General features: G+C 61.9%; 22 protein-coding genes. 15 read left to right on the top strand and 7 right to left on the bottom strand.

Going from position 1 to position 20353, the window contains the following annotated elements:
- Positions 1-81: 81 nt before the first annotated feature.
- The 3 genes from K7H22_RS01360 to K7H22_RS01350 all read left to right on the top strand — a co-directional run bounded on the left by K7H22_RS01360 (position 82) and on the right by K7H22_RS01350 (position 3660).
- Positions 82-333 carry a GlsB/YeaQ/YmgE family stress response membrane protein gene (locus K7H22_RS01360; protein ID WP_230798797.1) on the top strand — a complete coding sequence of 84 codons (252 nt, stop codon included), beginning with the start codon at positions 82-84 and terminating at the stop codon, positions 331-333.
- Between the two features lie 316 nt (positions 334-649).
- Positions 650-1573, top strand: coding sequence for a TAXI family TRAP transporter solute-binding subunit (locus tag K7H22_RS01355; RefSeq protein ID WP_230798795.1), 924 nt, complete (start codon positions 650-652; stop codon positions 1571-1573).
- A 170-nt stretch (positions 1574-1743) separates the two neighbouring features.
- Positions 1744-3660: a TRAP transporter permease gene (locus K7H22_RS01350; protein ID WP_230798793.1), complete on the top strand. Its 1917-nt coding sequence runs from the start codon at positions 1744-1746 to the stop codon at positions 3658-3660.
- A 121-nt stretch (positions 3661-3781) separates the two neighbouring features.
- Here the strand turns inward: K7H22_RS01350 and K7H22_RS01345 are convergent, their stop codons facing one another.
- Genes K7H22_RS01345 through araD form a run of 4 tightly spaced genes read right to left on the bottom strand, consistent with a single transcriptional unit; the run spans position 3782 to position 8679 of the window.
- Positions 3782-4492, bottom strand: coding sequence for a ribonuclease activity regulator RraA (locus tag K7H22_RS01345; RefSeq protein WP_230798792.1), 711 nt, complete (start codon positions 4490-4492; stop codon positions 3782-3784).
- 5 nt (positions 4493-4497) lie between these two features.
- Positions 4498-6018, bottom strand: a complete 1521-nt coding sequence (locus K7H22_RS01340; RefSeq protein WP_230798790.1) for an aldehyde dehydrogenase (NADP(+)) — start codon at positions 6016-6018, stop codon at positions 4498-4500.
- Between the two features lie 11 nt (positions 6019-6029).
- Positions 6030-6938 carry a dihydrodipicolinate synthase family protein gene (locus K7H22_RS01335; protein ID WP_230798788.1) on the bottom strand — a complete coding sequence of 303 codons (909 nt, stop codon included), beginning with the start codon at positions 6936-6938 and terminating at the stop codon, positions 6030-6032.
- Positions 6939-6948: 10 nt separating this feature from the next.
- Complete coding sequence (gene araD, locus K7H22_RS01330) at positions 6949-8679, bottom strand: L-arabinonate dehydratase (RefSeq protein ID WP_230798786.1); 1731 nt, start codon at positions 8677-8679, stop codon at positions 6949-6951.
- 102 nt (positions 8680-8781) lie between these two features.
- Here araD and K7H22_RS01325 point away from each other — a divergent pair, with 102 nt between their 5' ends.
- Positions 8782-9540: an HpcH/HpaI aldolase family protein gene (locus K7H22_RS01325; RefSeq protein ID WP_230798784.1), complete on the top strand. Its 759-nt coding sequence runs from the start codon at positions 8782-8784 to the stop codon at positions 9538-9540.
- A gap of 20 nt (positions 9541-9560) precedes the next feature.
- Here K7H22_RS01325 and K7H22_RS01320 read toward each other — a convergent pair whose 3' ends face one another.
- On the bottom strand, positions 9561-10301 hold the full coding sequence (locus tag K7H22_RS01320; protein WP_230798782.1) for a FadR/GntR family transcriptional regulator: 741 nt from the start codon (positions 10299-10301) through the stop codon (positions 9561-9563).
- Positions 10302-10508: 207 nt separating this feature from the next.
- Here K7H22_RS01320 and K7H22_RS01315 point away from each other — a divergent pair, with 207 nt between their 5' ends.
- The 7 genes from K7H22_RS01315 (at position 10509) to K7H22_RS01290 (ending at position 15639) form a co-directional block, all read left to right on the top strand.
- Positions 10509-12203, top strand: a complete 1695-nt coding sequence (locus K7H22_RS01315; RefSeq protein WP_230798780.1) for a thiamine pyrophosphate-binding protein — start codon at positions 10509-10511, stop codon at positions 12201-12203.
- A 37-nt stretch (positions 12204-12240) separates the two neighbouring features.
- Positions 12241-12873 carry a glutathione S-transferase family protein gene (locus tag K7H22_RS01310; protein ID WP_230798779.1) on the top strand — a complete coding sequence of 211 codons (633 nt, stop codon included), beginning with the start codon at positions 12241-12243 and terminating at the stop codon, positions 12871-12873.
- Positions 12870-13607, top strand: coding sequence for an SDR family oxidoreductase (locus K7H22_RS01305; RefSeq protein ID WP_230798777.1), 738 nt, complete (start codon positions 12870-12872; stop codon positions 13605-13607). Before K7H22_RS01310 ends, K7H22_RS01305 begins: the two co-directional genes overlap by 4 nt.
- A 19-nt stretch (positions 13608-13626) precedes the next feature.
- Entirely contained in the window at positions 13627-14571 is a 945-nt protein-coding gene (locus K7H22_RS01300) for a 2-hydroxyacid dehydrogenase (protein ID WP_230798775.1), read from the top strand.
- 70 nt (positions 14572-14641) lie between these two features.
- Entirely contained in the window at positions 14642-14986 is a 345-nt protein-coding gene (locus K7H22_RS01295) for a RidA family protein (RefSeq protein WP_230798773.1), read from the top strand.
- A gap of 129 nt (positions 14987-15115) precedes the next feature.
- A complete protein-coding gene (locus K7H22_RS20035) occupies positions 15116-15244 on the top strand; it encodes a hypothetical protein (protein ID WP_269062965.1) in 129 nt (42 codons plus the stop codon).
- A 50-nt stretch (positions 15245-15294) separates the two neighbouring features.
- Complete coding sequence (locus K7H22_RS01290; RefSeq protein WP_230798772.1) at positions 15295-15639, top strand: TfoX/Sxy family protein; 345 nt, start codon at positions 15295-15297, stop codon at positions 15637-15639.
- A 66-nt stretch (positions 15640-15705) separates the two neighbouring features.
- On the opposite strand, the gene ndk is transcribed toward K7H22_RS01290, so the two are convergent.
- Positions 15706-16128, bottom strand: coding sequence for a nucleoside-diphosphate kinase (gene ndk, locus K7H22_RS01285; protein WP_230798771.1), 423 nt, complete (start codon positions 16126-16128; stop codon positions 15706-15708).
- A 196-nt stretch (positions 16129-16324) separates the two neighbouring features.
- Between ndk and K7H22_RS01280 the strand changes: the two genes are divergently transcribed.
- The 4 genes from K7H22_RS01280 to K7H22_RS01265 all read left to right on the top strand — a co-directional run bounded on the left by K7H22_RS01280 (position 16325) and on the right by K7H22_RS01265 (position 19837).
- Entirely contained in the window at positions 16325-16633 is a 309-nt protein-coding gene (locus tag K7H22_RS01280; protein ID WP_230798769.1) for a hypothetical protein, read from the top strand.
- A gap of 79 nt (positions 16634-16712) precedes the next feature.
- Positions 16713-18566, top strand: coding sequence for an ABC-F family ATP-binding cassette domain-containing protein (locus tag K7H22_RS01275; RefSeq protein WP_230798767.1), 1854 nt, complete (start codon positions 16713-16715; stop codon positions 18564-18566).
- A 15-nt stretch (positions 18567-18581) separates the two neighbouring features.
- Positions 18582-19196: a MarC family protein gene (locus K7H22_RS01270; protein WP_230798766.1), complete on the top strand. Its 615-nt coding sequence runs from the start codon at positions 18582-18584 to the stop codon at positions 19194-19196.
- A 59-nt stretch (positions 19197-19255) separates the two neighbouring features.
- Positions 19256-19837 (top strand): retropepsin-like aspartic protease family protein, encoded by a 582-nt coding sequence (locus tag K7H22_RS01265; protein WP_230798765.1) that lies wholly within the window; start codon positions 19256-19258, stop codon positions 19835-19837.
- A gap of 50 nt (positions 19838-19887) precedes the next feature.
- On the opposite strand, the gene K7H22_RS01260 is transcribed toward K7H22_RS01265, so the two are convergent.
- Complete coding sequence (locus tag K7H22_RS01260; RefSeq protein WP_230798763.1) at positions 19888-20349, bottom strand: DNA polymerase III subunit chi; 462 nt, start codon at positions 20347-20349, stop codon at positions 19888-19890.
- Positions 20350-20353 lie beyond the last annotated feature (4 nt).

The following is a 20353-nucleotide window of genomic DNA, read 5'->3' as shown; positions in this document are numbered from 1 at the left end:
CGCGAATCCGTTATACGCAGAGCATTTGCCAAAAATGCCTTGCACCAGCGGATTCACCTTAAGACGGAACGGAGTATAAAAATGGACGAAGCAGGGATCGGATGGATTGCAGCCATCATCATCGGTGGTCTGGCGGGTTGGATTGCCTCCGCCTTCATGAAATCGGACACAGGTATCTTACTCAATATAATCCTTGGCATAATCGGCGCTGCGATTGCGGGCTTCCTGTTCGGAATGCTCGGAGTCTCTTTCGGCGGCTGGATCGGCTATCTTGTGGCAGGGGTTGTCGGGGCCTGTATCCTGATCTGGGGTGCAAGGGCGATCAAACGCTGATTTCACATCAGGACGACCATCTGCCCCGACGCCACCAAGAGCGCGGTGCCGAAGTGTTGTCCTCGCAATCAAACACAGCCCAACCCAGCCGCGAAGGTATTGGGCAAAGGATTGAAAACCAGTCTCGCCCGCCCGATCGGGCGGGCGTCTGTCGCTGCAAATCTATCTTGTAAATATATTTGACAACTCACCCCCTATCTGGTGGAGTATCCGCATTGGAGCCGGCGAGGAGGTGCGCCCGGACCTGATGTATAAGCCCGCGCTGGCGACACCGTCACCGCAAGGGCAGATATGAAGCGCTGACAGGGAGGAACTGATGCGTAGATTTCTTTTGACCGGAGCCGTGGCTGTAGCGGCACTTGCCGGACAGGCCCATGCCCAACAAATCAAGATCATGACCGGCCCGCAGGGCGGCTCGTGGTATCCGCTGGGCGGGGCGATTCAGTCGATGCTGTCCGATAACGGTATCAGCGTTCAGGTGCTGCCGGGCGGCGGTGTCGCCAACGCGCAGGGCGTTCAGGGCGGCATGACCGATCTGGCCTTTGGCAATTCGATCTCGGTCGTGGACGCCCTTGAAGGTCGTGCACCTTTTGAAGGCAAGGCCGACAATATCTGTCTGATGGGCACACTTTACCCGCAGTATTTCCAGATGGCTGCCCCTGCTGATAGCGGCATCACATCCGTTGATGACCTCAAGGGCAAGCGTATCGTGACGCAGCCGGTCGGCAATACCGCCGAACAGGTGATGCGCGCGATCCTGCAAACCGCAGGCACCAGCTATGACGATATGCGTAGCGTCGATTACGTATCCTATTCGGACGGTGTGGGTCTTGTGCAGGATGGCAACGCCGATCTGTTCACCGCTGGCACCACGGCCCCTGCCTCGGCGATCATGGACCTTGCCAATTCCACCGATATCACGATGATCCCGCTGACCGAGGAGTTCATCAGCAAGATGCGCGCCGAGATCAACCCCGGCTATGCCTCGCTGACCATCCCTGCGGGAACCTATCCCAAGCAGGAAAACGATGTCGTCGTGGTGGGATACATGACCCAGTTGATTGGCCGCTGCGATCTGGACGATGCGGTTGTGACCGCCCTGCTGACAGATATGTGGGCCGAGCGTGGCGATCTGGCCACCATCAGCGCGGCCATGCGTGACATTACGATCGAAAAGATGCGTGACGAGGGCGGCGTGCCGCTACATGCGGCGGCAAAAGCGTTCTACGACGCGAACTGACACCTGCAATCCGGTCCAGGCCGCATGTTCTGCGGCCTGTGCCTTCCCCTTGCACCAACGGTTCCTTTCGAGAGATGAACAATAGGTCGCAAGCGTATGTAATGTCGCAATTTCAAGCTGGAACAGCGTGACCCGTTTTCCTGAGATTGCTTTCACGAGCGGATAGATTGATGCTGGCAGTTGATGTCTGGCTTCGACGCCTGACCGTAGCGGTCGCGGTGACGATGAGCCTCTTTCACCTTTACGTGGCGTGGTTCGGTCCGCCCAACGCGTTCACGCTGCGCGCGACCCATTTCGGCTTTGCCCTCGCATTGGCCTATCTGGCCCTGCCGATGACCGAAGGCCGCCGTGGAAAGGGCCCGGGTCTGCTGGATCTGGCCTTCATGGCCGCAGCCTTGGCGGCAGCCGCTTATCCGATTGTCAACCAGACCTATTTCAACACGCGCATGGCCTATGTCGGGCCTGTGTCGGTGATGGATCAGGTCTTTGCCGTGATGATGCTGGTCACGATCCTCGAGGCAACGCGCCGTGCTATCGGTTTTATTCTGCCGCTGACCGCGCTGATCTTTCTGACCTATCAGGTGTTCTTCACCCAGGCCGATCTGGTCCGGCTGCTGGAATACCAATATATGACCACTGACGCGCTGTTCGGGGTGCCCGCGCAGGTTTCGGCTACTTATGTGGTGCTTTTCGTGATCTTCGGTGCCTTGGCTGAACGCTTCGGGATCGGCAAGCTTTTCATGGATTTCGCGCTGGCCCTGACAGGCCACGCGGCAGGTGGGCCCGCCAAGGTGGCGGTTGTGACGTCGGGCCTGTTCGGTTCGGTGTCGGGTTCTGCCGTGGCGAATGTGATGACCACCGGCACGTTCTCGATCCCGTTGATGAAGCGCATCGGATATCGCCCGCAATTCGCAGGCGCTGTCGAGGCAGTGGCTTCGACAGGTGGGCAGATCATGCCACCGATCATGGGGGCGGCAGCCTTCGTGATGGCCGAATTCATGGGCGTCAGCTATCTGACGGTGGCGGGTTATGCACTGATGCCTGCCCTGCTCTACTTCCTTGCGGTCTTTCTGGCTGTGCATTTCGAGGCCCGCAAGCGCGGCATGAAGGGTCTGCCCAAGGCCGACCTGCCACGTGTGGGTCAGGTTCTCAAGGATGAGGGGCATCTGTTCCTGCCGCTCGTTGTGATCATCGGGATGCTGATGGGCGGCTATTCTGCGCCTTTTTCGGCGCTCAGTGGCATTCTGTCGGTCGTGCCTGTGGTGCTGATGCGGAAAACCACGCGGCATGAATTCACCTTTCCCAAGCTGATCGACGCGCTGCATTCCGGTGCGGTCAACTCGGTTGCCGTGGCGCTGGCCTGTGCGACCGCAGGGATCGTCATCGGGGTGATCGCGCAGACAGGGTTGGGGCTGACCTTTACCAGTCTGGTCAAGGCAGCGGCAGGACAACAGTTGATCTTCGCGCTGATCCTGACGATGATGGCCGGGATCGTGCTGGGCATGGGAATGCCCACCACGCCTGCCTATATCGTGCAGGTGGCGCTGCTGGTCCCTGCGCTGGTCAATATGGGCGTGTCCATTCCTGCCGCGCATATGTTCGTGTTCTACTACGCGATCCTGTCGGCCATCACGCCGCCCGTGGCGATTGCGGTCTATGCGGCCTGCGGCATCGCGCAATCCCCTGTCATGGCCACGTCGATGGTGGCCGTGCGTCTGGGTCTGACAGGGTATATCATCCCCTTCATGTTCGTCTTCGGGCCGTCCTTGCTGATGATCGGCACATGGACCGAGATTGTACTGACAGCCTTTTCGGCAACGATGGGGGTGACCTTCCTGGCCGCAGGTCTTGCGGGTTTTCTGCTTAGACCGACGGGGTGGGTGTCACGTATCTTGCTGGTGGCCGCAGCCCTGACGCTGATCAATCCGGGATTGGTGACCGATATTGTCGGCCTGTCACTGGGCTTGCTGGCCTTGTTCCTGAACAGCCGCGAACGCTCGGACGCGTGGGACGAGGAAAACAACGAGCCGCGCGTGTCGTTGTCACAGACCCTCAAGGCCGAAGCCGCGCAGCGCGCCAAACGCTGACGGGTCTTCGATCCTGCAAAACGAAACAAGCCGGAGGGTCATACCTCCGGCTCTTGCTATGCTTGAATGGATGGAATTGCAGCGCGCCGGCCCTTGGCTTGGGCGCTGCAAGTCACGACACTCAGCGCCCTTTCTCCTTGCGCCACGTAGCAAAAGCTTCGGCATGTTCGTCCCGTGTTCCGGGATAAAGTCCGATGATCGAGGCACCTGCCTTGACCTGCTCGACCACGAAATCCTCGTAGACTGTCATATTGACAGCCTCGGCTGCGACCTCGACCGCGATCCCTTGCGGGATCACGATGACGCAATCGGCATCGCCCACGATGATATCGCCAGGAAAGACCGGCGCATCGCCGCAGCCGATGGGAATGTCCAGATCATAAGCCTCGTGCAGGGTCAGATTGGTCGGGCTTGAGGGGCGGTTGTGATAGGCCGGAATATCCAGCCCCGCGATATCATGCGCGTCCCGAAAGCCGCCATCGGTCACGACTCCGGCGGCACCGCGCATCATCAGCCTTGTGATCAGAATATCCCCTGCCGAGGCCGCGCGCGGGTCTTTGCGGCTGTCCATGACCAGCACCGCACCTTCCGGGCAGGTATCGACGGCCACGCGTTGGGGATGATCGGGGTTGCGGAACACCTCGATCCCGTTGCGATCTTCGCGCGCGGGAATGTAGCGCAGAGTCACGGCGGGGCCAACCATGTTGCGGCCCTTGGGGGCGACAGGATGCACGTCCTGTATCACCTGATTGCGCAGGCCCCGCTTGTAGAGAACGGTGGCAAGTGTCGCCACGGACACGCCCATCAACTGGTCGCGCAGGGATTTGTCCATCTGGTTTATCCTTCTTGCAAATCGGCAGGCAGCAGCGCTGCCGGAACATTCTGATAGGCGACGGGACGCAGGAAACGGCGGATTGCCATTGTGCCCACGCTGGTCGCGCCGAAATTGGTGCTGGCGGGATAGGGGCCGCCATGCACCATGGCATCGCAGACCTCGACCCCTGTGGGGAAACCGTTGGCCAGCAAACGCCCTGCCTTGCGTTCCAGCACAGGCATCAGGCTGCGGGCCATCTGGGTATCGCCTGCGTCCATATGCAAGGTGCAGGTCAACTGCCCTTCCAGATCGTGGGCAATCGCCAGCATCTGGTCGGCATCCTTGACCGTGATCAGGATACCCAACGGGCCAAAGACCTCGTGATGCAGATCGGGATTGGCCTGCCAGACATCGCCGGTGACGCGCATCAGAACCGGCAGCGCATTGCGCCCATCGGCGTCCCGGGCGGTCAGGGTTGTAACTTGCGGCAGGGCCAGTGCTTTGGCGCAACCCTTGCGATAGGCCTCGGCGATCCCGTCGGTCAGCATGGTCTGTGCCGCCACATCGGCCAAAGCGGCGCTGGCCGCGTCCGCGAAACCTGTAGCATCGGGACCGTCCATAGCAAGTGCCACACCGGGATTGGTGCAGAACTGCCCTGCCCCCATCGTCAGGCTGGCCGCCCATCCTTTGGCAATCGCCTCGCCGCGCGCGGCCATGGCTGCGGGCAGCAGGAACATCGGGTTGATACTGCCCAGTTCACCGAAAAACGGGATCGGTTCGGGCCGCGCAGCACATAGATCGAACAGCGCCCGCCCACCGCGCAGACTGCCGGTAAAACCCACGGCGCGGATCAGCGGATGGGTGACCAGTGCCTGCCCCACGGCATTTCCCCCGCCTTGTATCAAGGAAAACACGCCCGCTGGCATGTCGCAGCGCAAGATCGCGGCATGGATCGCCTCGGCCACGATCTCGCCCGTGCCGGGATGGGCCTGATGACCGCGCAGCACTACAGGACAACCCGCCGCAAGGGCCGAGGCGGTATCGCCCCCTGCCGTGGAAAAGGCCAAGGGGAAATTGGATGCGCCGAATACTGCCACAGGCCCCAAGGGGCGCTGGATCATGCTGATTTCGGGGCGCGGCATCGGCGCACGGTCCGGCAGGGCCGGATCCACCCGCCGGTCCAGATAGGCGGCCTTCAGGATATGCTCGGCAAAAAGGCGCAACTGTCCCGTTGTGCGCCCGCGCTCGCCTTCGATGCGCGCTTGCGGCAGACCCGATTCCTGCGTGGCAATCGCAGTGATCTGGGCGGCGCGCACGTCGATCTCGTCGGCGATCGCATGCAGGAACGCAGCCCGCTCGGCGCGCGTGGCCTCGCCGTAGCTCCAGAATGCATCCTCGGCCGCTTGGCAGGCGCGGTCCACCAAATCGGGCTTTGCCTCGCCGAACCGGTGTGCCGGTCCATGTGCGGGCTCCGAATTGAATGTCGTGGCGCTGGCAACCCATTCCCCTGCGATCAGGTGCTTGCCATGTGGTTCATACGTCATTGTTCTGTCCTTCAGATCAAATTATTCGCGCGCAGAAAGCTGTCCAGCTTTCCCTGCTGCGACGGGGTCAAGGGCCATGCCGACGGCGGGCGCGTCGGCCCGCAATCCTGCCCCGCGGCTGCCAGCGCCGCCTTCACGCCGGTGACATTGGTGCCGCTCATTTCCTCGGCGCGGATATCCTCGAACACCCGCATTCCGGCGATCAAGGCATTGGCACCCGTGTAATCGCCCGCCTCGAGTGTGGCATGGATGGCCAGGGACCGTTCCGGCCAGATATTGATCAGACCAGAGGTAAAGCCCCGCGCGCCCACGGCATAGAGCGCAGGCGCCCATGTCTCGGCCAAACCGCCGACCCAGACGATTGCAGGATCGCAGGCGGCTTTGGCTTCAGCCAGCCGTAAAGGATTGGGGGTGGCCCATTTCACGCCGCGCACACCCGGAACCGCGCAAAGGGCGGCAATCGCAGCTGTGCCCATCGCGTCATTGCGCAGGTAAAGCATCATCGGCAAGCCGCCAGAGGCATCGCTGATCGCTGTCAGGTAATCCACGATCCCGCGCGGTGCCACGAAAGGATCGGGCGGCTGATGCACCATCAACCCCGCCGCCCCAGCCTCGGCGGAGGCTTTTGCCAGCGCGCAGGCATCCTTTATGCCGCGCCCGATTCCGGCCAGCACCGGCGCGCGGTCGCCTACCATGCCCACAACCTCGCGCGCCATCACACAGGCCTCATCGGTGGTCAGCGCGTAGAACTCGCCCGTATTGCCGTTGACGACGGGGATATGCATGCCCGCCCCCAGCGCACGGTCGATGATCGGGGCTAGCCTCTCGGGCGCGATCTCGCCGCTGGCATCATATGGCGTGACCAGAATGCCGGAAATCCCCGTTAATGCTGTCTCAAGCGCGCGTGTCTTGTCTTTCATCTGCAGTCCTTCAGTAAATATCCGGCTCGCCAGCGGTCTTGCCGAAATCACGCGTCAGGTAGTCAAAGTCGCAGCCGGTATCAGCCTGCCCGACATGGGCCGAGAACATATAGCCCCAGCCGCGTTGGTAACGTGGTTCGGGCGGGGTCCATGCGGCGCGGCGCGCGGCGATCTCGCCCTCGTCCACCAGCATGTCCAACCGACGTGCTGCCAGATCGAGCCGCACGATATCGCCGGTTTTCAGCAAGGCGAGCGGCCCGCCAATGAAGGCCTCGGGCGCCACATGCAGCACGCACGCGCCGTAGGACGTGCCCGACATCCGCGCATCCGAGATCCGCAACATATCGCGGTGCCCCTGTTTAAGCAGCGCCTTGGGGATAGGCAGCATCCCCCATTCCGGAAAGCCGGGGCCGCCGAGTGGCCCCGCATTCCGCAGGACCATCACGTGATCGGGCGTCACTTCAAGATTCTCGTCATCGACGGCCTTTTTCATCTCGGCATAGCTGTCGAAAACCAGTGCTGGACCCTGGTGCGTGTGGAATTTCGGATCGCAAGCCGCAGGCTTGATCACGGCACCATCGGGGCATAGATTGCCGCGCAACACCGCCAAGGAACCTTCTTTATAGACAGGGTTCGACAGGGGGCGGATCACATCGTCATTATAAACCTGCGCCTCCGCGATATTGTCGGCCACGGTCGTGCCCGCCACGGTCAGACAGGTTGTATCCAGCCGGTCCGCAATCTGCTTCATCATCGCCAGCAGACCGCCCGCATAGTAGAAATCCTCCATCAGGTAGTTGCTACCGGAGGGGCGGATATTGGCCAGCAAGGGCGTGGTGCGGCCCAAGGCGTCCAGATCGTCCAGCGTCAGTCCCACACCGGCGCGGCGGGCCATCGCGATCAGATGGACCACCGCATTGGTGGAGCAGCCCGTCGCCATCGCCACAATCGCGGCATTGCGCACCGCTGCATCCGTCACGATCCTGTCGGGTGTCAGATCCTCCCAGACCATATCGACAATACGTTTCCCCGACCCGCTGGCCATGCGGCTGTGATTGGCATCCACCGCCGGAATGCTGGATGCCCCCGGCAAGGTCAGGCCCAGCGAATCCGCGATCGCTGTCATTGTGCTGGCCGTTCCCATCGTCATGCAGACACCATGGCTGCGCGCGATGCCGCCCTGCACCCCGTGCCATTCCGCATCCGAGATATTGCCGGCGCGCCGTTCGTCCCAGTATTTCCATGCGTCGGATCCTGACCCCAGCACCTTGCCCGCGTAATTGCCCCGCAGCATCGGCCCCGCGGGCATGAAGATGAAGGGCACGCCCGCCGAAATCGCCCCCATGATCAACGCAGGCGTGGTCTTGTCGCAGCCGCCCATCAGCACCACCCCGTCAAAGGGATGCGAGCGGATCACCTCCTCGGTCTCCATCGCCAGCATGTTGCGGTAGATCATCGAAGTCGGTTTGGTAAACTGCTCGTCCACCGACAGCACCGGCATCTCGACCGGAAAACCGCCCGCCTGCAGCACGCCGCGCTTCACTTCTTTGGCGCGTTCGGGGAAATGCCCGTGGCAGGAATTGATCTCGGACCATGTGTTCAGGACGCCAATGATCGGCTTGCCGCGAAAATCGTCCTCGGCATAGCCAAGCTGCATCATCCGGCTGCGATGGCCGAAACTGCGCAGGTCGTCCGGCGCGAACCAACGGGCGGATCGCAAAGTGTCGGGGGTCTTGGTCATGAAAGGCTCCAAAGGATCGTGAATCGAGGGCATGTGCGGCCTGCTGCTTGGCTTTGGCCAATGCAGCGCGCTATAGCGGGCGGGACAGCAAGAGGAGGCATCATGTCAAGCAACCGTCTGAAATCCGGCTTTGCCGAGAAGTGTCCGCAAGCGGGCCTGTGGCTGTCGCTTGACGCGCCTGCCGCAACGGAAATCGCCGCCGGTTCGGGTGCCGACTGGTTGCTGATCGACATGGAACATTCGCCCACACCCCTGTCCGGTATCGGGCATCACCTGCGCGCCGCGATGGCAGGCCCTGTGGAACCCGTGGTGCGGGTGCCGGTCGCCGAGCCCGTGATCGTCAAGCGCCTGCTGGATCTGGGGGCGCGCAGCCTGATGTTCCCGATGATCGACAGCGCCGCCGATGCGGCGCGCGTTGTCAGCTATACCCGCTATCCTCAGGGCGGCATGCGCGGGCTGTCGATGACCACGCGGGCCAATAATTACGGGCGCAACCCCGACTACTTGCACAGCTACACCGATGATCTGTGCCTGATCGTGCAGGTCGAAACCCCGCAAGCAATTGCCGCCATTCCGCAGATTGCCGAGGTCGAGGGTGTCGACGCGATCTTTATCGGCCCCGCCGATCTTGGCGCGTCGATGGGGCATCTGGGCGCGTCCGGCCATGCCGATGTGCAGGACATGATCGACAAAGGCTGCGCTCTGGCACGCGCCGCAGGCAAACCTATCGGTATTCTGGGCTTCGGCACGGATATGGCGCGCAACTATTTCGCGCGGGGCTTCGACTTTGTCGCGGTGGCGGGCGATAGCTGGCTGCTGGCGCGCCAGATGGACGCGATCATTGCCGCGGTGAAAGACTAGGCCGCAGAAAACTGACGCGGTCATGTGCGCCGTTCCTGGTCAGTAACACGGAGGCGCGCCTGCACCAGATGGTAACTCATCAACAGGGCGGCGCCTTCGGCGTCACGATTGCGGATCGCCTCAAGTATCTGGCGGTGTTCGTCCAGAACCGACTCGATCCGCGCATCGCTGCCTGTGCTGGTCAGCGTCTGCGCCACGCCAATGGCCTGCATCATCAGACCGCGTGTCGCGTTCAGCATATCGCAGAAAATCTCGTTCCCACTGGCTTCGGCCACGGCCATATGGAAATCGAAATCCGCCTCGCGCACGGGTTTGCGGGCGCGCATGGTCTGTTCCATGAAGGTCAGCGCGTCTTCGATGCGGATCAGGTCACGCGGGCTGGCGCGCAGTGCTGCATGGCGGGCGGCGGCGGCTTCGAGTGAGAGGCGGGCCTCCATGCAGCGCATCAGGCCTGCAACGTCACCCGCCCCTGCATGTTCGATCAAACCTTGCGGCGGACGGCGGCGCACGAAGCTGCCCACGCCATGCTGGGCCGAGACAATCCCGTCATCGCGCAACCGCGCCAAGGCTTCGCGCACCACAGGGCGCGACACCTCGAACTTCTCGCTGATCTGATGTTCCGAGGGCAGTTTATCGCCTTCGGCCAACTGCCCCGAGGCGATCAGCTCCAGAATCCGCCCGTAGATCTGATCGGCCAGCGTCTCGCGCTTGCGGATCGTGCTGTGGCGCAACGGATCATCGAATCTACCGGTCTGTGCCATCTGTCCTTCCTCTTGCATCGGCGTCACTTGGCATTTGGCCTTTGGTTGGTGAAGCACCCGTCTTTCAGGAATTTCGCACCTGCAAGCGGTCTGTCGCCTCGCCGTTGGAGGCTAACCATGCACAGGAGCGGGCCTGTTGTAAACAATATTGACAAGCAGGGCGGCTTCGGGCGAGACAGGTGGGGCGCAACAAGGAAAGACAACACAATGAAACAGGATGCGTCGCAGATCAGCCGTACGGCGGGCAAGGTTCTTGTCGATCAGTTGCTGGTGCATGGTGCCGATACAGCCTTTTGCGTCCCGGGCGAAAGCTATCTTGAGGTGCTGGACGCGCTGCATGATGTGTCCGACCGCTTTACCCTGATCAATGCGCGCCACGAGGCAGGTGCCGCCAATATGGCCGAGGCTTACGGCAAGCTGACCGGCCGTCCCGGCGTCGCGATGGTCACCCGCGGCCCCGGCGCCTGCCACGCGTCCATTGGTGTGCATATCGCGCAACAAGACAGCACGCCGATGATCCTGCTGATCGGTCAGGTCGGGCGTGACATGATGGACCGCGAGGCGTTTCAGGAGGTGGACTACCGCCAGATGTTCGGGGGGCTTGCCAAATGGGTCGCGCAGATCGACAGCCCCGAACGCGTGCCGGAATATATGGCCCGCGCCTTTCGCGTGGCGACGTCCGGCCGCCCCGGCCCCGTCGTTCTGGCCCTGCCAGAGGATATGCTGACAACCGCAGTGACAGTGGCAGACGCCCGCCCCTATACGGCCACCCGCACCCATATGACACAAGCCCAACTGACCGAGGCGACAGCCCTTCTGGCACAGGCCGAGCGCCCGATTCTGCTGCTGGGTGGCTCTGGCTGGACGGATGCGGCGGCACAACATATCCGCCAGTTTGTAGAAACCAACAAACTGCCTGTCACCACCTCTTTCCGGCGTCAGGACGCGATCGACAACCGTTCGGACAGCTATGTCGGCGAATTCGGCACGGCGACCGCCGCTGCGCTGCATAAGCGTCTGGGCGAGGCCGATGTCGTGCTGGTGCTGGGTGCGCGGTTGGGCGAGATGACGACCAAGGGCTATACCAATATCACACCGCCCGAACCGGCGCAGCGCCTGATCCATATCCATCCCGATGCCGACGAGATCGGGCGCGTTTTCGGCCCCGATCTGGGAATTGCTGCCGATATGGACGGAGTGGCGATGCAACTGGCCGAGATTGACCTGTCCCGCCAGAACGCATGGGGCGACTGGTGCGGCACGTTGCGCGGCGAATACATGGCCGATACCGCGCGACCTGCGGATGCTGGCTGGACACTCGACATGGGCCAAGCGCTTTGTGATGTGCGCGACACCCTGCCAGCCGACACGATCATCACGCTGGATGCAGGAAACCATACAGGCTGGGCGCAGCGTTTCCTGCGCTTTGGCCGTCCGGGGCGCGAGGTCGGCTCGACCTGCGGTTCGATGGGCTATTCGGTGCCCGCCGCCGTTGCTGCCAGCTTGATGAATCCCGACACACTGGTCCTGTCCATGGTCGGCGATGGCGGCTTTATGATGAGCGGTCAGGAACTGACCGTCGCCGCGCAATATGGCGCGACACCCATCGTGCTTTTGTTCAACAACGGCATCTATGGCACGATCCGCATGCATCAGGAACGCGATCATCCCACCCGTGTGTCCGGCACCACCTTGCAGACCCATGATTTCGTCCGCATGTCCGAAGGCTATGGCTGCTATGCCGAGCGTGTGACACGGACCGAGGATTTCGGCCCCGCCCTGGCCCGCGCCCGCGCCTCGGGCAAACCGGCGGTTCTGGAGCTTGTGACCGATCCTGAACAGATCACCTCGCGCACGACGATTACCAAGCTGCGTACCGCCTCGGCCAAACTGCCAGGCTGAGCTTTGCCCTGTAACCGGACGATAGAAGGACCATAGAATGATTGATCTTTATACATGGGGCACCCCCAACGGGCGCAAAGTCTCGATCCTGCTGGAAGAGCTTGGCCTGCCCTACACCGTACACAGCATCAACATCGGCAAAGACGAGCAATTCGCGCCAGATTTTCTGGCCATTTCGCCCAACAACAAGATCCCAGCGATTGTGGACCATGACACGGGCGTCAAACAGTTCGAATCCGGCGCGATTATGGTCTATCTGGCCGAAAAGACGGGTAAGTTCCTGCCCACCGACATGGCGGCCCGCGCCGATGTGATGCAATGGCTGATGTGGCAGATGGGCGGTTTCGGCCCGATGCTGGGGCAGGCACATTATTTCTTGCGCAACAATCGCGGCCTGTCCGAACCCGCCGAGCAGCGTTTCGCCAAGGAAGCCCAACGACTTTACGGTGTATTGGACCGCCAATTGGAAGGGCGCGACTATGTGGCGGGGGATTATTCCATCGCCGATATGGCGATTTTTCCTTGGGCTGCACGCCATGAGTGGCACGAGGTTGATCTGACTCAATTCCCCAATGTCCTGCGCTGGTATCGGGCTTTGGCTGACCGCCCCGCAGTCCAGCGCGGCTATCAGGTGCCAACCGAGGTCGGCCCGATCCCGATGCCCGCATGACAAAAACGATCCTTGTTACAGGCGCAGGCAGCGGGATAGGCCGTGCAACAGCGCGTCTGTTTCTGGCCAATGGCTGGCGCGTCGGACTGATCGGGCGGCGCGCGGATGCGCTGTCGGACAGCGCCGAGGCGCATCCAAACGCGCTGATCCTGCAAGGCGATGTGACACACGCGGCCACGGTCGAGGCCTTGTTCGACAGAGCGATGAACGAATGGGGCCGCCTTGACCTTGTCTTCAACAATGCAGGTCGCAACCTTGGGGCCAACACGATTGACCAGATCGCGCCCGACGATTTTCGCGCGGTGCTGGATGTGAATGTCACGGGTGTTTTCCTGTGCGCCCGCGCGGCTTTTGCAAGGATGCGCGCCCAAAATCCGCAAGGCGGGCGCATCATCAATAACGGCTCGATCTCGGCCCATGCGCCGCGCCCCGGTTCTATCGCCTATACAGCGGCCAAGCATGCCGTGACAGGTATCACCCGGACGCTGTCGCTGGATGGCCGCCCTTTCAACATCGCTTGCGGCCAGATCGACATCGGCAACGCCATGTCCGGCATGGCCGACCGGATGGCCAAAGGCGTGCCGCAGGCCGATGGCAGTATCAAACCCGAGGCGATGATGGATGTGTCTGTTGTCGCGGATACCTTGTTTCACATGGCAAGCCTGCCGGACGGCGCTAATGTGCCGTTTGTGACAGTCATGGCTACTAATATGCCATTTATCGGACGCGGATAATCGTATAAAGGAAAGTTTAATGTCCGAGGTTCTGATCGTCGGCACCTATGCCGATATGGATGCAACCACACTCAGGGCCGATTTCGGCGATCTGGCACTGATACGTCTGGCCGATCTGAACAGCCTTCCTTCAGCGAAGCGTGCCAAGATCCGCGCCGTTGCCTGCAAGAGCCATGAAGCCTTCGGCCCAGCCGAGATGGACGCCCTGCCTGCGCTGGAACTGATCGCGCGCTACGGTGTGGGATATGATGCAGTCGATCTGCCCGCCGCCGCCGCGCGCGGCATTGCCGTGACCAATACGCCCGATGTGCTGACCGATGACGTGGCCGATCTGGCCGTGGCCATGTGGCTGGGCATTCTGCGCGAAGTCGAGGCGGGGATCGCCTCGGTGCGTAGCGGCGCATGGGCGGCAGGCGGCCCGCCACTGGCGCGCAAGGCCAGCGGGCGGCGCATCGGCATCCTCGGCCTTGGCCGGATCGGTCGTGCCACGGCCAACCGTCTGGCCGCGTTCAATTGCGATGTGCATTACTACTCCCGCAGCCCCAAGGATACGCCCGCAAGCTGGCAGCATCACGGCACGCCGCTTGATCTGGCGAGAGCTGTGGATGACCTTTTTGTCACCACCATCGGCGGGGCCGAGACCGAGAATCTGATCACCGCAGACATCCTTGACGCCCTTGGCCCGGATGGTCACCTGATCAATATGTCGCGCGGCTCTGTTGTGGATGAATCGGCGTTGCTGGCCGCACTTGAGAACGGCACGCTCCGAGGTGCTGCGCTGGATGTGTTTCGCAATGAACCAACTCCTGATCCGCGCCTGACCGCCTTGCCGCAAGTCCTGCCCCTGCCCCATATCGGCACGGCCACGATTGAAACGCGCACCGCGATGGGCGAATTGCAGCGCGCCAATATCCGCGCGCTACTGGCCGGCCAGCCCTTGCTGACCCCTGTTCCCTTGGCGTGAACCACCCCTTGCGAAAGCCGCAGGCGCCAGCTATCGCCAAGCCTATGCAACCCAGCCGAAGGAACAGACCATGATCGAACGTATCGGAACCGGCCCGCGCATGAGCGCCATCGTCAAGCATAACGGCACCATCTATCTGGCCGGTCAGGTCGGCGAGGGTGACACTGTCGAGGCACAAACCAAAGACTGCCTGCGCCAGATCGACGCGTTGCTTGCACAGGCCGGCAGCGACAAGACGCATATCCTGCAAACCATCATCTGGCTGGCCGATATGGCCGATTTCGCCGAGATGAATGCCGTTTGGGACGGGTGGGTGCCCGCAGGCCATACCCCTGCCCGCGCAACCGGCGAGGCCAAACTCGCGGCTCCCAAATACCGCGTCGAGATTATCGTGACTGCGGCTGAAAAGGCATAGTCACGCCAAAACCGGCGCTGCCATTCCCGCAGGATCTTGCGGGCTTGGCGGCGGCCACTTATTTGCCCTTTCGACAACCGCCTTGAGAACCGCAGACTGCGGCAAAGGCATCCTTGGCAGGAGCAGACAATGGCACAGGCAGCCAAACCGCAAACGCAACCGGAAACACAGGTGCATCCCGCGCCCGCACCTTCCCCTGTTGCCGCGCAACCGACACCGAAAAAAGGCGCGGTCTATACGGATTTCGCCAGCATCTGACGCCGCATGACGCGGATGACAAGGGTGATGCGGACTGGCACAGTCGCGCTATGAGCACGCCCGTCTCCTCGATTCCCAACCTTGGCCCCGCAATGGAGCGGGACTGCGCCCGCGCGGGCATCACCTGCGCCGAAGACCTGCGCGCCTTGGGGGCGGACGAAGCTTACGGCAGGATGATCGCCATAGGCCTTCGCCCGCATTTCATCGGCTATTATGTACTGGTGATGGCTTTGCAGGGCCGCCCGTGGAACGATTGCAAAGGCGCTGAAAAGACCGCGCTGCGGGTGCGCTTTGACGCGCTGAAGGCAACGCATCTGGATACCGACCTGCGCCATCTGGAATCCGTGCTGGATGCCATCGGGGTTATCGCACCCGAAAGACTGATGCGGCGCTAGGCTTTGCCAAGACAACAAAAAAGGGCGCATCGCTGCGCCCCTTTGCCGTTAACTGGAAGCTGACATTCAGCCCACCAGTTCCAGACCCGAGAAGAAATACGCGATTTCTTCTGCCGCTGTTTCCTCGGCATCCGAACCATGCACCGAGTTCTCGCCGATCGACAGCGCGAATTCCTTGCGGATCGTGCCTTCGGCTGCATCGGCGGGGTTGGTGGCGCCCATCACTTCACGGTTCTTCAGAACGGCATTCTCGCCTTCCAGCACCTGCACGACGATCGGCTCGGAGGCCATGAACTCGCACAGCTCGTCATAGAAGGGACGCTCTTTATGCACGGCATAGAAGGCGCCTGCCTGAGCCTTGGACAGGTGGATGCGCTTTTGCGCCACGATCCGCAGGCCAGCCGCTTCCAGCTTGGCATTGATGGCGCCGGTCAGGTTGCGCTTGGTGGCGTCAGGTTTGATGATCGAAAAGGTGCGCTGGATGGCCATGAGGCTCACTCCCCGTGTTCAGGTTGATGTTGGCGCTGCCTCTAACACGGGTATTTCTGGGGTTAAAGAGGCTAAAGGCTGCACCCTGCGCGAAGGCCGTTCGGCTTTTCTGCCTTGCTATTTCCGATTGTTTTAGTAAGTCACTGACTAGCCATTCGATACAGCCAGCATTTTTCCCGAACCAAGGATGTCCACAATGGCCCGTTCCCCAATCTTTCCTGTCTGCATACTGGCTTTGTCGCTGGTCCCTGCAATTGTCGTGGCGCAAACCCCCACGGCCCTGCCTCTGACCTATGCGATCTTCGAGGCCTCGATTCCCCATATTGACCTTGCGGCCTGCCCCGAGGGTCTGGCGCTGGACGCGATTGCGCGGGATGATGTGTTCTGCCGCGCTGTGGTGCATGATGATGCCTTCCACGTCTATGTTTTCGCGCTGGATGGCGACAGCCCTGCCATCGGATATCAAAGCTATCCTGTCGACGGGGTCGAAGCGCTCATGAAATAGGCGCAACGCCTGTGAAAGAGCGGCGATTCTGCCTTGATCGACATTGACATGGGCGGGGCCGTGGTCCATCGCTCCGCCCATGTTACGCATCACAGAACTCTCCTTCAATATTGAAGGCCGCCCGCTTTTCGAGGCCGCAAGCGCCACCATCCCGACAGGCCACAAGGTTGGCCTGATCGGCCGCAATGGCGCGGGTAAAACCACGCTGTTCAAGCTGATCCGTGGTGAGTTGGCGCTGGAAGGCGGCACGATCACCCTGCCCGCCCGCGCCCGTATCGGGGGCGTCGCGCAGGAGGTGCCGGGCAACGAGGTGTCGCTTCTCGATACCGTGCTTGCCGCTGATACCGAGCGCAACGCGTTGCTGGCCGAGGCGGAAACCGCCACCGATCCGGCCCGTATCTCGGAAGTGCAAACGCGCCTTGCCGATATTGACGCTTGGTCTGCCGAAGCGCGCGCCTCGTCGATCCTGCGCGGACTTGGCTTTGATGCCGAGGAGCAACTGATGCCCTGCTCTGCCTTCTCGGGTGGCTGGCGGATGCGGGTGGCGCTTGCGGCTGTGCTGTTCGCACAGCCCGACTACCTGCTTTTGGACGAGCCAACCAACTACCTTGATCTTGAGGGCGCACTCTGGCTGGAAAACTACCTGATCAAATATCCGCACACGGTGCTGATCATCAGCCACGACCGCGAGCTTCTGAACCGTGCCGTGGGTGCGATCCTGCATCTGGAAGACCGCAAGCTGACCTATTACAGCGGCAACTACGACCAGTTCGCCCGCCAGCGCGCCGCCCAACGCGCCGTGCTGACCGCGGCGGCCAAGAAGCAGGACGCCCGCCGCGCCCATCTGCAGAGTTTTGTCGACCGCTTCAAAGCCAAGGCCAGCAAGGCCAAACAAGCGCAATCCCGCGTCAAGATGCTGGAAAAGATGGAAACCATCCGCGCTCCCGAAGATGCCGCGCGCACGGTCTTTTCCTTCCCAGAGCCCGAGGAACTGTCGCCGCCGATCATCTCGATTGAAAACGGCAGCGTAGGTTATGGCGACACAGTCGTTCTGAACCGGTTGAACCTGCGGATTGATCAGGATGACCGGATCGCCCTTCTGGGCAAGAACGGTCAGGGCAAATCGACCCTGTCGAAACTCCTCTCGGGTCGCCTTGATGCGATGGGCGGCAAGACCACACAATCCAGCAAGTTGCGGATCGGCTTCTTTGCCCAGCATCAGGTCGACGAGTTGCGGATCGAGGAAACACCCTTGCAGCACCTGCTGCGCGAACGCCCTGCCGAGGGGCAGGCGAAACTGCGCGCGCGTCTGGCAGGCTTCGGTTTGGGCGCGGCACAGGCCGAAACCGAGGTGGGCCGCCTGTCGGGTGGACAAAAGGCGCGGCTGTCGCTGCTGCTGGCCACCCTGCCCGCGCCGCATCTGCTGATTTTGGATGAACCGACCAACCACCTGGATATCGAATCCCGCGAGGCCCTGGTCGAGGCGCTGACCGCCTATTCCGGCGCGGTGATCCTTGTCAGCCACGACATGCACCTGCTGTCGATGGTGGCGGACCGTTTGTGGCTGGTGCAGGACGGCACCGTGCGCCCCTATGAGGAAGACCTAGAAACCTATCGGAAAATGCTTTTACAATCCGACACGCCCGCGCGGAGCAAGGAAAAGGACAAGCCGAAAGAGAGCGCCGCGAAACCCAGCCGCGATCAGATCCTTGCCTTGCGCGCCGAGGTGCGCAAGTGCGAGGACCGCGTCAAGAAGCTGAACGAGATGGGCGACAAACTGGCCAAGAAACTGGCCGACCCCACGCTGTATGACGAGCGCAAGGACGAGTTGGTCGTCTGGCAGAAAAAATACGCCGAACTGCGCGAGGCCCTCGACCGCGCCGAGGGCCTGTGGATGACCGCACTCGAAAAGCTTGAAAAGGCCGAGGCTTAGGGTCAGTCTTCCGGAATGGACAGCGCCTTTCTTATCACCGCTTTTGTCACGCTCTTCGTGATCATCGACCCGATCGGCCTGGTGCCGCTCTTCGTGGCCCTCACCCAAGGGATGAGCGCTGCGGCGCGTCGTGCCATCGGGCTGCGGGCGGTGATTGTCGCGGCCATCCTGCTGACCATTTTCGCTTATGCGGGCGAGGCTGTTCTGGGCTTTGTCGGCATTTCGATGCCCGCGTTCCGTATCGCGGGGGGTATCCTTCTGTTCCTCACAGCACTAGACATGCTGTTCGACCGCCGTGCCAAGCGGCGCGAAGACCAGACTGATGAGGACCGCCCCGACCCGTCTGTCTTTCCCCTTGCTATCCCGCTGATCGCGGGGCCGGGTGCGATTGCCTCGATGATCCTGCTGGCAGGACAACAGCCCGGACTTGCGGGGCTGGGAATGGTGATCTGCGTGATGCTGGTGGTTCTCACGCTGGTGATGCTGCTATTCCTGACCGCCAATCTGTTCGAGCGGGCCTTGGGCCGTGTCGGCATCAACGTGGTTACGCGCCTTCTGGGTATGTTGCTGGCCGCCTTGTCGGTGCAGTTCGTGCTGGACGGGTTGCGCGACTTCGGCTTTGCGGGCTGAGTTGGCACTGCGCCTGCCTGCACCTATATCAGCGGGGAACGGGTCAGAAGGCAGGCAGCATGGACGGCGATGACATTGGCAGACTGACCTATCTGATCCTGCTGGGATCGGTCATCGCCTTTTGGTTTTTCGTCCAGAACCGCCAGTCTTTGGGGAAGACGCTACAATATGTCGTGATCTGGGGTCTGCTGTTTCTGGGGGTCATCGCCGCCGTGGGCCTGTGGTCGGATATCCGCCAGACGGTGCGCCCCAGCCAGTCGGTGATCACAGCCGAAGGCCGGATCGAGTTGCCGCGCGCGGCTGACGGCCATTATTATTTGACTGCGCAGGTCAACGGCGCACCGATCCGCTTTTTGGTTGATACCGGTGCCACAGATATTTTTCTCAGCCGCGAGGATGCGGTCAGCGCGGGGCTTGATCTGGCGGAACTGGCCTTTGTCGGCAGCGCGATGACGGCAAACGGACAGGTTCGCACAGCCCCTGTCAGGTTGGACAGCATCCGTCTTGGCGGGATCGAGGACCGCGACCTGCGCGCCTTTGTCAACGAGGGCGTGATGCGGGAATCGCTGTTGGGCATGGGCTATCTGCAACGCTTCTCGTCGGTCGAGATCCGGCAAGGCGCACTGATCCTGACGCGTTAGCGCGACCACTGTTTCATCTTGAGGGAAATACTCACGGACCCCGACCTGCCTCAGGCGCCGCGTTCGGCTTTCTTCTCCCAACGTCCCGATTCCTCGGACCAGTATTGCGCGGCGCAACCCGCATCGGTCAGGGCTTTCCACTGGCCCCGCGCGATATCCAGCGCCGCCGGATCATTGCCGTCGAAAATCACGCAGACACGCTCCAGCGCCTGCACCTCGGCAGGGTCCAGACCGGCCCCGTCCACGGTCATCAGGCAGGCCGGATCATTGCTGGCCTCTCCGGTCGTCAAGAGCACCGGCTGGGACGCATCATGCGGCCCGCCGGCCAGTCCATGCGGTAGAAATCCTGCCTCGGGCCCCAGCCACAGCTGACGGTCCAGCCAGTCCAGCCGTTCTGGATCACGCCCCCTGACCGCGACGCGCCAGCCAACCGATCTGGCGCGGCCCAAAAGCTGCGGCAGGGCCACTTCCAGCGGATTGCGTGTCAGATGGTAGAAATAGGCGGCTCCCATCGGC

This window comes from Seohaeicola saemankumensis, from assembly GCF_021021435.1.
In the GTDB taxonomy this organism is placed as follows: Bacteria; Pseudomonadota; Alphaproteobacteria; order Rhodobacterales; family Rhodobacteraceae; genus Seohaeicola.
The sequence above is the reverse complement of the archived record's forward strand: the minus strand, read 5'-3'. Positions and strand labels throughout refer to the sequence as shown.

Bases quoted from the DNA above. Each gene is read 5' to 3' on its own strand.
- K7H22_RS01360 (WP_230798797.1), top strand. From the start codon at position 82: ATGGACGAAGCAGGGATCGGATGGATTGCAGCCATCATCATCGGTGGT.
- K7H22_RS01355 (WP_230798795.1), top strand. From the start codon at position 650: ATGCGTAGATTTCTTTTGACCGGAGCCGTGGCTGTAGCGGCACTTGCC.
- K7H22_RS01350 (WP_230798793.1), top strand. From the start codon at position 1,744: ATGCTGGCAGTTGATGTCTGGCTTCGACGCCTGACCGTAGCGGTCGCG.
- K7H22_RS01345 (WP_230798792.1), bottom strand. From the start codon at position 4,492: ATGGACAAATCCCTGCGCGACCAGTTGATGGGCGTGTCCGTGGCGACA.
- K7H22_RS01340 (WP_230798790.1), bottom strand. From the start codon at position 6,018: ATGACGTATGAACCACATGGCAAGCACCTGATCGCAGGGGAATGGGTT.
- K7H22_RS01335 (WP_230798788.1), bottom strand. From the start codon at position 6,938: ATGAAAGACAAGACACGCGCGCTTGAGACAGCATTAACGGGGATTTCC.
- araD (WP_230798786.1), bottom strand. From the start codon at position 8,679: ATGACCAAGACCCCCGACACTTTGCGATCCGCCCGTTGGTTCGCGCCG.
- K7H22_RS01325 (WP_230798784.1), top strand. From the start codon at position 8,782: ATGTCAAGCAACCGTCTGAAATCCGGCTTTGCCGAGAAGTGTCCGCAA.
- K7H22_RS01320 (WP_230798782.1), bottom strand. From the start codon at position 10,301: ATGGCACAGACCGGTAGATTCGATGATCCGTTGCGCCACAGCACGATC.
- K7H22_RS01315 (WP_230798780.1), top strand. From the start codon at position 10,509: ATGAAACAGGATGCGTCGCAGATCAGCCGTACGGCGGGCAAGGTTCTT.
- K7H22_RS01310 (WP_230798779.1), top strand. From the start codon at position 12,241: ATGATTGATCTTTATACATGGGGCACCCCCAACGGGCGCAAAGTCTCG.
- K7H22_RS01305 (WP_230798777.1), top strand. From the start codon at position 12,870: ATGACAAAAACGATCCTTGTTACAGGCGCAGGCAGCGGGATAGGCCGT.
- K7H22_RS01300 (WP_230798775.1), top strand. From the start codon at position 13,627: ATGTCCGAGGTTCTGATCGTCGGCACCTATGCCGATATGGATGCAACC.
- K7H22_RS01295 (WP_230798773.1), top strand. From the start codon at position 14,642: ATGATCGAACGTATCGGAACCGGCCCGCGCATGAGCGCCATCGTCAAG.
- K7H22_RS20035 (WP_269062965.1), top strand. From the start codon at position 15,116: ATGGCACAGGCAGCCAAACCGCAAACGCAACCGGAAACACAGGTGCAT.
- K7H22_RS01290 (WP_230798772.1), top strand. From the start codon at position 15,295: ATGAGCACGCCCGTCTCCTCGATTCCCAACCTTGGCCCCGCAATGGAG.
- ndk (WP_230798771.1), bottom strand. From the start codon at position 16,128: ATGGCCATCCAGCGCACCTTTTCGATCATCAAACCTGACGCCACCAAG.
- K7H22_RS01280 (WP_230798769.1), top strand. From the start codon at position 16,325: ATGGCCCGTTCCCCAATCTTTCCTGTCTGCATACTGGCTTTGTCGCTG.
- K7H22_RS01275 (WP_230798767.1), top strand. From the start codon at position 16,713: ATGTTACGCATCACAGAACTCTCCTTCAATATTGAAGGCCGCCCGCTT.
- K7H22_RS01270 (WP_230798766.1), top strand. From the start codon at position 18,582: ATGGACAGCGCCTTTCTTATCACCGCTTTTGTCACGCTCTTCGTGATC.
- K7H22_RS01265 (WP_230798765.1), top strand. From the start codon at position 19,256: ATGGACGGCGATGACATTGGCAGACTGACCTATCTGATCCTGCTGGGA.
- K7H22_RS01260 (WP_230798763.1), bottom strand. From the start codon at position 20,349: ATGGGAGCCGCCTATTTCTACCATCTGACACGCAATCCGCTGGAAGTG.